Genomic DNA, 12,762 nt, shown 5'->3' on the forward strand with positions numbered 1-12,762 from the left:
CCCTACTAACGACCCTCAGGAATCCTTTCCATGTTGAACCGTATCGGTCACGTTTTTCTGTCTGCCGCTCTGTTGGCCTGCGTCGCGATGGGCAATGCCCAAGCGGCGGAAAAGACCATCAACTTCGGCTTCATGTCCACCGAGTCGTCGCAGAACCTGAAGGCTATCTGGCAGCCATTCCTGGATGACATGCACAAAAAGACGGGCCTGGACGTCAACGCCACCTTCGCCTCCGACTACGCCGGCCTGATCCAGGGCATGCGCTTTAACAAGGTCGATGTGGCGTGGCTGGGCAACAAGGGCGCGATGGAAGCGGTCGACCGTTCCAACGCCGAGATCTTCGCCCAGACCACCGCCGCCAATGGCGACGCCGGTTACTGGAGCCTGTTGATCGTGAACAAGAACAGCAAGATCAACACCGTCGACGACATGCTCAAAAATGCCAAGGCCATGACCTTTGGCAACGGTGACCCGAACTCCACGTCCGGCTTCCTGGTGCCCGGCTACTACGTGTTCGCCAAGAACCATGTCGATGCCACCACCGCGTTCAAGCGCACCCTCAACTCCAGCCATGAAGTCAACGCGCTGAGCGTGGCCAAGGGGCAGTTGGACGTGGCCACCTTCAACACCGAAAGCTGGGACCGCCTGCAAGTCACCCAGCCAGACAAAGTCGCCATGCTCAAGGTGATCTGGAAGTCGCCAATGATCCCGGCCGACCCACTGGTGTGGAGCAAATCGCTGAGCGACAGCGACAAAACCAAGATCCGCGACTTCATCCTCGGCTATGGCAGCACCGATGAAGAGAAGGCCGTGCTGGCCACCCTGCAAAAGGGCAAGTTCCTCGCGTCCAACGATGACCAATTGCTGCCGATCCGCCAGTTGGAGCTGTTCAAGGAACGCACCGTGCTCAGCGCCGACGAGCACCTGGACGCTGCCGACAAGGCCAAGAAAATCGCCGACATCGACGCCGACCTGGCCAAGTTGCAACAGCGCATCACTGAACTGGACAAGAAGACCGCCGCCAACGGCTGACCGCCCGCGAGCGGGTTTGTTGCGGTGAGCGGGCTTGCCCCGCGCCCGCCCACCGCAACAGGCCCCTTGCACCTTTGATCGAGAGTGATCCATGACTACCTTGCACGCTGAATCCGTGGGCAAACGCACCTGGCCGCAATACCTGGGCTGGGGCCTGTTTCTCGTCATGCTGGCCTGGGCCTGGCACGGCGCCGAAATGAACCCGCTGGCGCTGTACCGCGACTCCGGCAACATGGTGACCTTCGCCGCCGACTTTTTCCCGCCCGACTTCCACGACTGGCGCGAGTACCTCAAGGAGATGATCGTCACCGTGCACATCGCCGTGTGGGGCACGGTGCTGGCGATTGTCTGCTCGGTGCCGCTGGGCGTGCTGTGCGCCGACAACATCACGCCGTGGTGGGTGCACCAGCCGCTGCGCCGGGTCATGGACGCGTTTCGCTCCATCAACGAAATGGTGTTTGCGATGCTGTTTGTGGTGGCCGTGGGCCTGGGGCCTTTTGCCGGGGTGCTGGCCTTGTGGATCAGCACCACCGGGGTGCTGGCCAAGCTGTTCGCCGAAGCCGTCGAAGCCATCGACCCGGGCCCAGTGGAAGGCGTACGGGCCACCGGCGCCAGTGCCTTGCAGGAAGTGATCTACGGCGTGATCCCCCAGGTGATGCCGCTGTGGGTGTCCTACGCGCTCTACCGTTTTGAGGCCAACGTCCGCTCTGCCACCGTGGTGGGCATGGTCGGTGCGGGCGGGATCGGCGTGATCCTGTGGGAAAACATCCGCGCTTTCCAGTTCGTCCAGACCTGCGCGGTGCTGCTGGTGATCATCGTGGTGGTGAGCCTGATCGACGTGTTCTCCCAACGCCTGCGCAAGCAGTTCATCTGATCTTTGGAGGGGTGCCCGAGGGCGCTTTTTTTAACGATGCAGTTGTCTAGACAAGAAGAACCGGTGTACCGCGAACTGGCCGATATCCTGCGCCGCGAGCTCAGCAGTTATCAGGCGGGCGACTTCCTGCCGGGCGAGATCCAGTTGGCCGAGCGCTTTGGCGTGAACCGCCACACCCTGCGCCGCGCCATCGACGAGCTGGTGTTTGAAGGCAGCCTGTTGCGCCTGCAGGGCAAGGGCACGCAAGTGCTCGACCGCCCGTTGATTTACCCGATGGGCGCCGAGACGTCCTACAGCCAGTCGCTTTCGGCCCAAGGCATGGGCGTGCAGGCGTTGCTGCTCAAGCGCCGCTATTGCTACGCCAGCCGCGACGAAGCGCAGCAACTGGGCATCGCCGAAATGGCGCCGATGATCGAGCTGCAAACCCTGCGCAAGCTCGACCACCAGCCCGTCAGCCTGATCCGCCATCGCTACTGCGCCAGCCATGCGCCGTTGCTGGCCGACTACACCGGCGGGTCGCTGCGCCAGTACTTGCGTGAACGCGACATGCCGCTCACCCGCACCCAAAGCCTGATCGGCGCACGCCTGCCCAACCGCGACGAAGCCGCGCTGCTGATGATGCCCCGGCACTTGCCGGCGCTGACCGTATTCACCCTTTCCCGCGATCGTGATGGCCGCCCGGTGGAGCTTGCGCAGTCCACCAGCCGTTCGGATCGCTTCCAGTACCAGGTCGTGACTTGATGGAGACTTTAATGAGCCTGTCCCCGCGTCAACACTGGATCGGCGTGCTCGCCCGCGCCAAGCCCGGTGAGTTGATCCCCCACGAAGCCGCGTTGAAAGACACGCAGTACCAACTGATCCGTGCCCCCGAAATCGGCATGACCCTGGTGCGTGGCCGCATGGGCGGCAATGGCGCGCCGTTCAACGTGGGCGAAATGAGCGTGACTCGCTGCGTGGTGCGCCTGGCCGACGGCCGCACCGGCTACAGCTACCTGGCCGGGCGCGACAAGCAGCATGCCGAACTGGCCGCGCTGGCCGACGCGCACTTGCAGGGCGCACACCCGAGCGTCTGGCTCAGCGATGTGATCCGCGCCCTCGCTAATGCCCAAGCGCAACGCCGTGCGCAAAAAGAAGCCGACACCGCCGCCACCAAGGTGGAGTTCTTCACCCTGGTTCGAGGAGAAAACTGATGAACGCCCACCTGTTGCAACCGGCCTTTGTTGACCCGGTGCTCGACGCCCAGCGCGGCTTTCGCGCGGCGCTCAAGGCCCTGGCCGAACCCGGCCTGATCCAGCCGCTGCCGTCGGCCCCGCGCCTGGACGGCCTGGCACCGGCGATGTACGCCCTGTGCCTGGCAATGCTGGACATGGACACCCCGCTGTGGCTGGCCCCCAGCTTCGACACACCGCTGATCCGCGCCAACCTGGCCTTCCACTGTGGCTGCCCGTTGACCCCGCGCCGCGAAGACGCCGCCTTTGCGCTGCTGGGCGAGCCGGACTTGCTCGATCTTGGCGGCTTCGACCATGGCAACGACCGCTACCCCGACCAGTCCTGCACGTTGCTGGTGCAACTGACCGACCTGGAGGCCGGTCGCGGCCTGGACTGGCAAGGCCCCGGCATCCAGAGCCAGCGCCGCGTGCACCTGCCGGTGCCGCAAGCGTTCTGGCAGGAACGCCAGCGCCGTGAAGCCTTCCCCCGTGGGCTGGACGTGGTGTTTGCCGCCGGCCATTACCTGATCGGCCTGCCCCGCAGCACCCGTATCGCAGAGGAGCGCGCCTGATGTACGTAGCCGTCAAAGGTGGCGAACAGGCCATCGACAATGCCCACCGCCTGCTGGCCAAAAAACGCCGGGGCGACACTGCCATTGCAGAACTGAGCGTGGAGCAGATCCGCCAGCAGTTGCCCTTGGCCGTGGCCCGCGTGATGACCGAAGGCTCGCTGTACGACGAGCAACTGGCTGCGCTGGCGATCAAGCAAGCGGCGGGGGACCTGGTCGAAGCGATTTTCCTGCTGCGCGCCTATCGCACCACACTGCCGCGCTTTAGCCCCAGCCTGCCCATCGACACCGCGCAGATGCTGCTGAGCCGACGTTTGTCCGCCACGTTCAAAGACGTGCCCGGCGGCCAGTTACTTGGCCCGACGTTCGACTACACCCATCGCCTGCTGGATTTTGCACTGTTGGCCGAAGGCCAATACCCGGGCCCGCAGACCACGCCCGATGCCCACCTGCAAGCCTGCCCGCGTGTGCTCGGTTTGCTCGCCCAGGAAGGCTTGATCAAGAACGAGGCCGATGACAACCAGGCCATCGCCGACATCACCCGCGACCCGCTGGAATACCCCGCCAGCCGCGCCGAGCGCCTGCAAGCGCTGGCCCGTGGCGACGAAGGTTTCCTGTTGGCGCTGGGCTATTCGACCCAGCGCGGTTACGGGCGCAACCACCCGTTTGCCGGTGAAATCCGCATTGGCGATGTCGAGGTGTGGATCGAGCCTGAAGAGCTGGGGTTTGCGGTGTGCCTGGGCAGCATTGAGGTGACCGAGTGCGAGATGGTCAACCAGTTCGTCGGTTCGGCCACCGAGCCTGCGCAGTTCACCCGCGGCTACGGTTTGGCGTTCGGGCATGCCGAGCGCAAGGCCATGGGCATGGCACTGGTGGACCGCTCGTTGCGCGCCCAGGAATACAACGAAGAAGTGGTGTCACCGGCCCAGCGCGAGGAATTCGTGTTGGCCCACTGCGACAACGTCGAGGCCGCGGGCTTTGTCTCTCACCTCAAATTGCCTCACTACGTGGACTTCCAGGCCGAACTGGAACTGATCCGCAAACTGCGCCAGCCGGCCGAGGAAACCCGTGATGAATGACCTGAACCTCAACGGCCTGGCGCAGGCGCCCGCACGTGACCCGGCCTACAACTTCGCCTACCTGGACGAGCAGACCAAACGCATGATCCGCCGCGCCTTGCTCAAGGCCGTGGCGATCCCCGGTTACCAGGTGCCGTTCGGCGGCCGCGAGATGCCCCTGCCGTATGGCTGGGGCACCGGCGGCATGCAGTTGACCGCCGCGATCCTGGGCGCCGAAGACGTGCTGAAGGTGATCGACCAGGGCGCCGACGACACCACCAACGCCGTGTCGATTCGCCGCTTTTTTGCACGCACCGCAGGCGTTGCCACCACCGAAAGCACGCCGGACGCTACGGTGATCCAGACCCGCCACCGCGTCCCGGAAACCCCGTTGCAAGAAGGCCAGATCATGGTCTACCAGGTGCCGATTCCCGAGCCACTGCGGTTTATCGAACCATCGGAAACCGAGACGCGCACTATGCACGCGCTCAATGACTACGGCGTGATGCACGTCAAGCTCTACGAAGACATCGCCACCTTTGGCCACATCGCCACGGCCTATGCCTACCCGGTGACGGTGGACGAGCGTTATGTGATGGACCCTTCGCCGATCCCCAAATTCGACAACCCCAAACTCGACATGAGCCCCGCGCTGATGCTGTTTGGCGCCGGGCGCGAAAAACGCCTGTACGCCGTGCCGCCCTACACCCGCGTCACCAGCCTGGACTTTGAAGACCACCCCTTTGAAGTGCAGAAGTGGGTACACAACTGCGCCATCTGCGGCAGCCACGACTCGTTCCTCGACGAGCTGATTCTGGACGACGCCGGCACCCAGAGTTTTGTCTGTTCCGACACCTGGTATTGCGCCCAGCGGGTCAAGGAGAACAACCAGTGAACCAGCCTTTATTGCAAGTGCGTGACCTGACGTTGCTGTACGGCCCGGAGAAGGGCTGCCAGGGCGTGAGCTTTGATTTGTACCCCGGCGAAGTGCTGGGGATTGTGGGCGAGTCCGGCTCGGGCAAGTCCACCTTGCTCTCGCTGCTCAGCGGGCGCTTGCCGCCCCACAGCGGCAGCATCGGCTACCGCAGCAAAGACGGTGAATGGATCGACCTGTACAGCGCCAGCGAAGCCGAACGCCGCACCTTGCTGCGCACCGAGTGGGGCTTTGTCGAACAGAACCCGCGTGACGGTTTGCGCATGGGCGTGTCGGCCGGTGCCAACATCGGCGAACGCCTGATGGCCCAAGGCGTGCGCAATTATGCGGCGCTGCGCGGTGCGGGGCTCGACTGGCTGAGCCAGGTGGAAATCGACCCGCAGCGCATCGACGACCTGCCGCGCACCTTTTCCGGCGGCATGCAGCAGCGCCTGCAAATCGCCCGCAACCTGGTTTCCAGCCCGCGCCTGGTGTTTATGGACGAGCCCACCGGCGGCCTCGATGTGTCGGTGCAGGCGCGTTTGCTCGACCTGCTGCGCGGCCTGGTGCGCGAGCTGGACCTGGCGGTGGTGATCGTCACCCACGACCTGGCCGTGGCGCGCCTGCTCGCCGACCGCCTGATGGTGATGCGCCGGTCCCGCGTGGTGGAAAGCGGCCTGACCGACCAGATCCTCGACGATCCACAGCACCCTTACTCTCAACTGCTGGTGTCTTCGGTATTGCAGCCATGACAAATGCCTTGATCGAGGTCCGTGACCTCTCCAAAACCTTCACCCTGCACCAGCAGAACGGCGTGGTGCTGAACGTGCTGCGCAGTGTCGACTTCAGCGTGCAGTGCGGCGAATGCCTGGTGCTGCACGGCCAGTCGGGCGCCGGTAAAAGCACCTTGCTGCGCACCTTGTACGGCAATTACCTGCCCGCGGGCGGCAGCATCCGCGTGCGCCATGCGGGGCAATGGCTGGAACTGGTGGGCGCCGAGCCCCGCGACATTTTGCAGGTGCGCCAGCAGACCCTGGGCTACGTCAGCCAGTTTCTGCGGGTGATCCCGCGCGTGGCCTGCCTGGACGTGGTGATGGAGCCTGCGCTGGCGCGGGGCTGGTCGAAGGCTGACGCCCAGGCGCGCGCTGAACAATTGCTGGGCCGCCTGAACATTCCTCAACGCCTGTGGCAGCTGGCGCCCGGCACCTTTTCCGGTGGCGAGCAGCAGCGGGTCAACATCGCCCGCGGTTTTATGGTGGCGTGGCCGGTGATGCTGCTGGACGAACCCACCGCGTCGCTGGATGACAGCAACCGCCAGGTGGTGCTCGAGCTGATCAACGAAGCCAAGGCAGCGGGCGCCGCGCTGATCGGCATCTTCCACGACCGCGCCGCCCGTGAAGCGGTCGCCGACCGCCATTTAGACATGACCCCCGCACCCGTCGCCCAAGAGGAATACGCCCATGCCCGCTGAACAGATCCTGAGCAATGCCCATGTGGTCACGGCTGACCGTACCTTCCTCGGCACCGTGGTACTGCGCGACGGCGTGATCGTCGACCTGGCCGAGGGCCGCAGCCAGTTGCCCCAGGCCCAGGACTTGAACGGCGACCACCTGTTGCCCGGCCTGGTGGAGTTGCACACCGACAACCTGGAAAAACACATGACCCCGCGCCCCGGCGTGGACTGGCCATCGACGTCGGCGGTGCTCAGCCATGATGCGCAAATCATCGCGGCGGGCATCACCACCGTGTTTGACGCGGTGTCCATCGGCGATGTGAACCCCAAGGGCAACCGCATGAAAAAACTGCCGGCGATGCTCGAAGCCATCGCCTCGGCAGAGGGCGCCGGCCTGACCCGCGCCGAACACCGCCTACACCTGCGCTGCGAGCTGTGTCACCCCGACACCCTCAGCGTGTTTCGCGACCTGGTGGAAAACCCGCTGGTGCAACTGGTGTCGGTGATGGACCACTCTCCGGGCCAGCGCCAGTTCGTGCTGGAGTCCAAGTACCGTGAGTACTACATGGGCAAGTACCACCTGAACGATGAAACCATGGACGCGTTCGTCGTGCTGCAAATGGCCAACTCCCAGTTGTACAGCGACCGCTACCGCGCGGCGATTGTGCAGGACTGCCTGGCACGCGGCCTGTCGGTGGCCAGCCATGACGACGCGACCATCGCCCATGTCGAGGAGTCGGCGCGCTACGGCATGACCATCGCCGAATTCCCCACCACCGTGGAAGCGGCGCGCAGCTGCCAGGCACTGAACATGAAAGTGTTGATGGGCGCGCCGAACGTGGTGCGTGGCGGGTCCCACTCGGGTAATGTGGCCGCCGCCGGCCTGGCCGCCGAGGGATTGCTGGATATACTTTCCAGCGACTACTACCCGGCCAGCCTGTTGCAGGCAGCCTTTGTGCTGGCCGACCAGCAGGACAACGGTGATCTGTCCCGCGCCATCAACATGATCAGCCTGGCCCCGGCCCGTGCGGCCGGCTTGAGCGATCGCGGTGAAATTGCCGTGGGCCTGCGCGCCGACCTGGTCCACGCCCGGCGCCAGGGCGGCTTGCCGGTGGTTCAACAAGTGTGGCGACAAGCGAAGAGGGTGTTTTGATGGCAGGCAGGTTGATCTATCTCATCGGGCCGTCGGGTTCGGGCAAAGACAGCCTGCTGGATGCCGCCCGCCCGCGCCTGGCCGGGCGCGGCTGCCACATTGTGCGGCGGGTCATCACCCGCTCGGCCGAAGCGGTGGGCGAGGCGGCGCACGGGGTCACCCGCGAGCAGTTCGCCCTGCTAGAAGCGGGCGGTGCGTTTGCGCTGTGCTGGCATGCAAACGGGTTGTCCTACGGCATCCCCGCCGAAATCGACGACTGGCTGGCAGCGGGGGACGACGTGCTGGTCAACGGCTCCCGTGGCCACCTGGCGCAAACGCGATTGCGTTACCCGGCGGTGCGCGTGGTGCTGCTGACGGTGGACCAGGCGGTGTTGCGCCAGCGCTTGCTGGCGCGGGGGCGCGAGTCCCTGGCCGACATCAACGAGCGGCTGGCGCGCAACGCCCGCTTCAGCGACAGCGTGAGTGCCACGCCGGGTGTGTGTTTGCTGGACAACTCCGGGCCGCTCGAACACACGGTCGAGCGGTTGCTGGGCCTGATCGACGGGCAATCGGCATGCGCCTGACCTTGCTGGGCACCGGGGACGCCCGCCAGGTCCCGGTGTATGGCTGCGACTGTGCGGCGTGCACCCTGGCCCGGGCCGCCGACAGTCGGCGGCGCCGCCCGTGCAGCGCGTTGATCGAATGCGGCGACCAGCGCTGGCTGATCGACAGCGGGCTGGCGGACCTCACCGAACGTTTCCCGCCGCGCAGTTTGAGCGGCATCTTGCAGACCCACTACCACGCCGATCACGCCCAGGGCCTGCTGCACCTGCGCTGGGGCCAGGGGCTGATCATCCCGGTGCACGGCCCGGCCGACCCGCAGGGTTTGTCCGACCTCTACAAACACCCCGGCATCCTCGATTTCAGCCAACCCTTCGCCGAATTCGAAACCCGGCACTGGGGTGAACTGAGCGTCACGGCGCTGCCGCTGCTGCATTCAAAAATGACGTTTGGCTACCTGCTGGAAGGACAAGGACGGCGCATCGCCTACCTCACCGACACCGTGGGCCTGCCACCGGCCACCACCGCCTGGCTGCAACGCCAGCCGCTGGACGTGCTGGTGCTGGACTGCTCCATGCCCCCCCAACCCCAGGCCCCGCGCAACCACAATGACCTGACCCTGGCGTTGCAGTGCATTGAAGAGGTCGGCGCCGAACAGGGCGTGCTGACCCATGTGGGGCATACGCTGGACGCGTGGCTGCTGGAACATCACCGCCAATTGCCGCGCCATGTGACGGTGGCCTGGGATGGGCGGGTGCTTTGAGTGGCGGGCTGGGGCCAATGCCGGCTTGGCCTACCCACCCTTAGGGTGCGGGCTGAGCTGGTGTCGGCCCTTGAATACCAAACCGGGCGGCCAGCGCTTTGCGCCCCTTGGGCGTTAGCGTGAGAGCCCGGCTGTCCAGGTCTTGGGTTATCCATTGGCGGCGTATAAGACTTTGCAATAACGCAGCGCCCAAGGCTCCGGCAAGATGAGGGCTACGCATGCTCCAGTCCAGGCAAGGGCAGGCGAAGCGGCGGCGCTGAAGTTTTAGCGTGTCGACATCCAGGCCTAACTCGCTCATCGCTTTTTCACCGACGACCGTCAGCGCATAGGTGTCTTCGCCTACCAGCCAGCCGGCCTTGATGAAATAGTCATGCAGGCGCACCGCCAGGGTACCCGCCATATGGTCGTAACACGTCCGGGCAAATTGCAGCCGACTGGGCGTGCTCGACACGAACGGCTTGGTCGTGGGCCTGCTGATGACCATCAGCGCTTCCATCGCCTGGGCCACCTGTGTGCTTGCCAGACGGTAGTAACGGTGCCGCCCCTGAACGTGCAGCCTGACCAGGCCGTCGTCCTTGAGCCTTGCCAGGTGCGCACTGGCGGTGGAGGCACTGACGTCGGCAATCACTGCCATTTCCATGCTGGTACGGGCGTGGCCGTCCATCAGCGCGCAGAGCATTTTGGTGCGCGCAGGTTCTGCAATTGCACCCGCTACCTGGGAGAGGGCATCGTCAGCGTCGTGGGCATTCATACTTCGTTCCTGGGCGAATCGTCGCGGTGCGCGGTCGCCGATAGTAGCGGTTCTTTGAGAACAGGACGTCCCGAATGACACCGCTGCAAGCCGTTACCCAGCCCGATCCTTATGTTTACTACGCACAGTTGAGGCGTGAAAACGGCCTAGTGTTCGATCCCGCCCTCGGCATGTGGATTGCCAGCAGCGCCCAGGCAGTCGAAGCGGTGCTGGCCCATCCCGATTGCCACGTACGCCCGGCACAGGAACCCGTTCCGTCGGTGCTGATACAGCGCGCCACGGGGGCGGTGTTCGCCCGCCTTATGCGGATGAATGAGGGCTTGGCGCATCGGTGCCCGAGGGCGACGATTGAGCCCGCGTTGGCGTCGGTATTAGCGCAAGACGTGGCCGAGGCGGTGACACGTGTCGACGCCCCTGCCGAGGACCTGAATGCGTTCATGTTTACCTTGCCCGTGTCGGTTATCGCGCTTTTACTGGGGTTTTCCGAGGCGCGGCTACCCGTGATTGCCGGGTTGACGCGAGATTTTGTGGCGTGCCTGTCTCCGTTAAGCAGCGAGCTTCACTTGCAGCACGCCGACACCGGAGCGGCGGAGCTACTCAGTTGTTCAACGCGTTGTTGACGCAAACAGAACACGGCAGCCACCTGCTGTCGCGTATCTGTCACAACGCTGCTGTCGGCGGCTGGAACGATGCCCCTGCCTTGAGCGCCAACTTGATCGGATTGTTGTCGCAAACCTGCGAAGCGACGGCGGGCTTGATCGGCAATACGCTGCTCGCTCTGTATCGCCAACCCGCCTTGCTCGAGCAGGTTCGGCACACGCCCGCGCTCACAATGATGCTTGTGGAAGAGGTGGCTCGCTACGATTGCGCGGTGCAAAACACCCGCCGTTTCGTGGCCTCGCGGTGCAAGATTGGCGACCAAGTCCTGGACGCGGGGGACACCGTCCTGGTGCTATTGGCCGCCGCCAATCGAGATCCGCAGGCGAACCCGGACCCTGATCGTTTGCTGCTCGACCGTGTGCAACGACGCACCTTTGGTTTTGGTTCAGCAAGGCACCGTTGCCCTGGGGAGCGATTGGGGTTGATCATGGCTACCCACGCCCTCTTGCGGCTGTTGCGTGACCCATCGTTGCGCTGGAGCGATGTGCGTTCATTCACTTACTGGCCATCGCTCAATGCGCGCGTCCCCCGATTTCATCCGGTACAGGCGGTTGCAACATGATTGCGGTCATCTTCGAGGCGTGGCCGCACGAGGCACATCACAAGCGCTACCTGGACCTGGCCGCAGAACTCAAACCCTTGTTGCTGGAGATTGACGGCTTTATTTCCATCGAGCGTTTTCAAAGCCTGAGCGAGCCGCAAAAGTTGCTGTCGCTATCATTTTGGCGCGATGAGCAAGCGATCCAGCACTGGCGCAACCTTGAAGTGCACCGCGCTGCACAGGCCGCTGGGCGTGGGCGTGTGTTTGCCGACTACCGCCTGCGTATTGCCCACGTGATGCGTGACTACGGCCTTGAGGATCGGGAGCAGGCGCCGCTGGACAGTCAGGTGGCGCACCGCTGAAACGGCTAACGCACCAGCGCTTCCACGTACTCGATAAACGCCCGCGCCTTGGCACTCGTCATCCGCCCCGTGGGCATGACCGCCCACAGGTCACGGGGGGGCAATTGCCAGTGTGTGAGCACTGCCTTGACCTCGCCGCTGGCCAGTTCCGGGGCGAACATCCACTCGGTGGCCAGGGCCAGGCCTTGGTGGGAGAGGACGCCTGCGCGTATGCCTTCCGAGGAGGTGACGCGCAAGCGCCCGTGTGCCACCACGGGATGTCGCTGGCCATCGCGCTCGAAGGTCCAGCGGGTGCTGTCTATCGGGCTGTAGATCACGGTTTCATGCTGTAGCAGGTCGGCCGGGCTTTGGGGCTCGCCATGGCGCTGCAAGTAGGTGGGGGTGGCGAACACCCGGCTGGGGCTCTGGCCGATCCGGCGGGCGGTGAGGTTGGAATCGCTGAGGTTGCCGATGCGCAGTGCCACATCGATGCCTTTTTCCACGAGGTTCAGCACCTGGTCGTCGAGTATCACGTCGATGTTCAAGCCCGGGTGCCGGTCCAGAAAGGGCCCCAAGTGGGGAATGATGTGCAGGCGGGCAAAGGTCACGCCTGCGCTGATGCGCAGGCTGCCCGACAGACGGCCGCCGGCGCCTTGCGCGGCGGCGTCGGCCTCGTTGGCGTGGTCGATGGCGCGCCTGGCCTGCTCATAAAACGCCAGGCCCGCCTCGGTGGGCGTCAGGCCGCGGGTGGAGCGCATCACCAGCCGCACCGCCAAGCGCGCCTCCAGTAGCCCCACGCTTTTGGACACCGCCGGTTGACCGACACCCAGGCGTTTGGCCGCCGCCGAAAACGAGCCGGTTTCGACCACATGCACAAACGTCTCCATCGCGGTGAGTCGGTCCATC

General features: G+C 64.6%; 15 protein-coding genes and 1 pseudogene. 14 read left to right on the forward strand and 2 right to left on the reverse strand.

Annotated elements, in window-relative coordinates; genetic code table 11:
- The first annotated feature begins 30 nt into the window (after positions 1–30).
- From phnD to phnP, 12 genes are all read left to right on the forward strand, one after another.
- Positions 31–1,032 (forward strand): phosphonate ABC transporter substrate-binding protein, encoded by a 1,002-nt coding sequence (gene phnD, locus ACW9H9_RS07385; protein ID WP_457342503.1) that lies wholly within the window; start codon positions 31–33, stop codon positions 1,030–1,032.
- Between the two features lie 91 nt (positions 1,033–1,123).
- Complete coding sequence (gene phnE / locus ACW9H9_RS07390) at positions 1,124–1,906, forward strand: phosphonate ABC transporter, permease protein PhnE (RefSeq protein WP_457342502.1); 783 nt, start codon at positions 1,124–1,126, stop codon at positions 1,904–1,906.
- Between the two features lie 36 nt (positions 1,907–1,942).
- Positions 1,943–2,647: a phosphonate metabolism transcriptional regulator PhnF gene (gene phnF, locus ACW9H9_RS07395; protein ID WP_457342501.1), complete on the forward strand. Its 705-nt coding sequence runs from the start codon at positions 1,943–1,945 to the stop codon at positions 2,645–2,647.
- 11 nt (positions 2,648–2,658) lie between these two features.
- Entirely contained in the window at positions 2,659–3,096 is a 438-nt protein-coding gene (gene phnG, locus ACW9H9_RS07400) for a phosphonate C-P lyase system protein PhnG (protein ID WP_457342500.1), read from the forward strand.
- Positions 3,096–3,686, forward strand: a complete 591-nt coding sequence (gene phnH / locus ACW9H9_RS07405) for a phosphonate C-P lyase system protein PhnH (RefSeq protein WP_457342499.1) — start codon at positions 3,096–3,098, stop codon at positions 3,684–3,686. The genes phnG and phnH overlap by 1 nt, the downstream gene beginning before the upstream one ends.
- On the forward strand, positions 3,686–4,762 hold the full coding sequence (locus tag ACW9H9_RS07410) for a carbon-phosphorus lyase complex subunit PhnI (RefSeq protein WP_457342498.1): 1,077 nt from the start codon (positions 3,686–3,688) through the stop codon (positions 4,760–4,762). The genes phnH and ACW9H9_RS07410 overlap by 1 nt, the downstream gene beginning before the upstream one ends.
- Entirely contained in the window at positions 4,755–5,636 is an 882-nt protein-coding gene (locus ACW9H9_RS07415; protein ID WP_457342497.1) for an alpha-D-ribose 1-methylphosphonate 5-phosphate C-P-lyase PhnJ, read from the forward strand. The genes ACW9H9_RS07410 and ACW9H9_RS07415 overlap by 8 nt, the downstream gene beginning before the upstream one ends.
- Positions 5,597–6,406 carry a phosphonate C-P lyase system protein PhnK gene (gene phnK / locus ACW9H9_RS07420; protein WP_457342579.1) on the forward strand — a complete coding sequence of 270 codons (810 nt, stop codon included), beginning with the start codon at positions 5,597–5,599 and terminating at the stop codon, positions 6,404–6,406. Before ACW9H9_RS07415 ends, phnK begins: the two co-directional genes overlap by 40 nt.
- The gene (gene phnL / locus ACW9H9_RS07425; protein WP_457342496.1) at positions 6,403–7,125 is read left to right on the forward strand and encodes a phosphonate C-P lyase system protein PhnL; all 723 of its coding nucleotides are present in this window, start codon (positions 6,403–6,405) and stop codon (positions 7,123–7,125) included. Before phnK ends, phnL begins: the two co-directional genes overlap by 4 nt.
- On the forward strand, positions 7,115–8,260 hold the full coding sequence (locus ACW9H9_RS07430; protein WP_457342495.1) for an alpha-D-ribose 1-methylphosphonate 5-triphosphate diphosphatase: 1,146 nt from the start codon (positions 7,115–7,117) through the stop codon (positions 8,258–8,260). Before phnL ends, ACW9H9_RS07430 begins: the two co-directional genes overlap by 11 nt.
- Entirely contained in the window at positions 8,260–8,823 is a 564-nt protein-coding gene (gene phnN / locus ACW9H9_RS07435; RefSeq protein WP_457342494.1) for a phosphonate metabolism protein/1,5-bisphosphokinase (PRPP-forming) PhnN, read from the forward strand. The genes ACW9H9_RS07430 and phnN overlap by 1 nt, the downstream gene beginning before the upstream one ends.
- A complete protein-coding gene (gene phnP, locus ACW9H9_RS07440) occupies positions 8,814–9,563 on the forward strand; it encodes a phosphonate metabolism protein PhnP (RefSeq protein WP_457342493.1) in 750 nt (249 codons plus the stop codon). The genes phnN and phnP overlap by 10 nt, the downstream gene beginning before the upstream one ends.
- A 40-nt stretch (positions 9,564–9,603) precedes the next feature.
- Here the strand turns inward: phnP and ACW9H9_RS07445 are convergent, their stop codons facing one another.
- The gene (locus ACW9H9_RS07445) at positions 9,604–10,314 is read right to left on the reverse strand and encodes an ArsR/SmtB family transcription factor (RefSeq protein ID WP_457342492.1); all 711 of its coding nucleotides are present in this window, start codon (positions 10,312–10,314) and stop codon (positions 9,604–9,606) included.
- Positions 10,315–10,388: 74 nt separating this feature from the next.
- On the opposite strand from ACW9H9_RS07445, the pseudogene ACW9H9_RS07450 reads away from it, so the two are divergent.
- Positions 10,389–11,536: pseudogene (locus ACW9H9_RS07450) on the forward strand (cytochrome P450).
- The gene (locus tag ACW9H9_RS07455) at positions 11,533–11,877 is read left to right on the forward strand and encodes an antibiotic biosynthesis monooxygenase family protein (protein WP_457342491.1); all 345 of its coding nucleotides are present in this window, start codon (positions 11,533–11,535) and stop codon (positions 11,875–11,877) included. The pseudogene ACW9H9_RS07450 and the gene ACW9H9_RS07455 overlap by 4 nt, the downstream one beginning before the upstream one ends.
- 5 nt (positions 11,878–11,882) lie before the next feature.
- Here the strand turns inward: ACW9H9_RS07455 and ACW9H9_RS07460 are convergent, their stop codons facing one another.
- The gene (locus ACW9H9_RS07460) at positions 11,883–12,761 is read right to left on the reverse strand and encodes a LysR family transcriptional regulator (protein ID WP_457342490.1); all 879 of its coding nucleotides are present in this window, start codon (positions 12,759–12,761) and stop codon (positions 11,883–11,885) included.
- Between the last annotated feature and the right edge of the window lies 1 nt (position 12,762).

The organism is Pseudomonas sp. SDO5215_S409 (assembly GCF_054071325.1).